The organism is Iodobacter violaceini (assembly GCF_011601265.1).
Lineage (GTDB): Bacteria > Pseudomonadota > Gammaproteobacteria > Burkholderiales > Chitinibacteraceae > Iodobacter > Iodobacter violaceini.
This window is the reverse complement of the sequence record NZ_JAAOLX010000039.1, coordinates 1-500: the sequence shown is the minus strand read 5'-3', so window position 1 is coordinate 500 and position 500 is coordinate 1. Positions and strand designations below refer to the sequence as shown.

At 53.4% G+C, this 500-nt stretch carries 1 protein-coding gene; it reads left to right on the top strand.

Annotated elements, in window-relative coordinates:
* A partial coding sequence (locus HA050_RS21750) for a VCBS domain-containing protein (protein WP_205836565.1) occupies positions 1-500 on the top strand: 500 nt, incomplete at both ends.

Genomic DNA, 500 nt, shown 5'->3' with positions numbered 1-500 from the left:
TCACCATCGATGTGCAAGGTCTGGACGACAAGGCCGTGATCACCCCAGGCAAACCGGGTGACGATGCTGGCCAAGTTAAAGAAGACTCCGTACTGACTACCAGCGGCACGCTGCTGGTGAATGACAAGGATGCTGGTCAATCCAGCTTCCAGGCACAGACTGACACCGACGGTACTTATGGTAAATTCAGCATTGGCACAGATGGTAAGTGGACTTATGTGCTGAACAACGCAGCGGCCAATGTTCAGGCCTTGGCTGAAGGCGAAACCAAGACCGAGACCTTTACCGTTAAATCTGCGGATGGCACGACTTCCAATGTTGTTGTGACGGTTGTCGGCACGAATGATGCGGCAGTGATCACACCGAATCAGCCAGGCGATGACGCAGGTTCTGTCAAAGAAGATACAACACTGACGACCAGCGGAACCTTGCTGGTGAATGACAAAGACGCTGGCCAATCCAGCTTCCAGGCACAGACGGATACCGATGGTACGTACGGT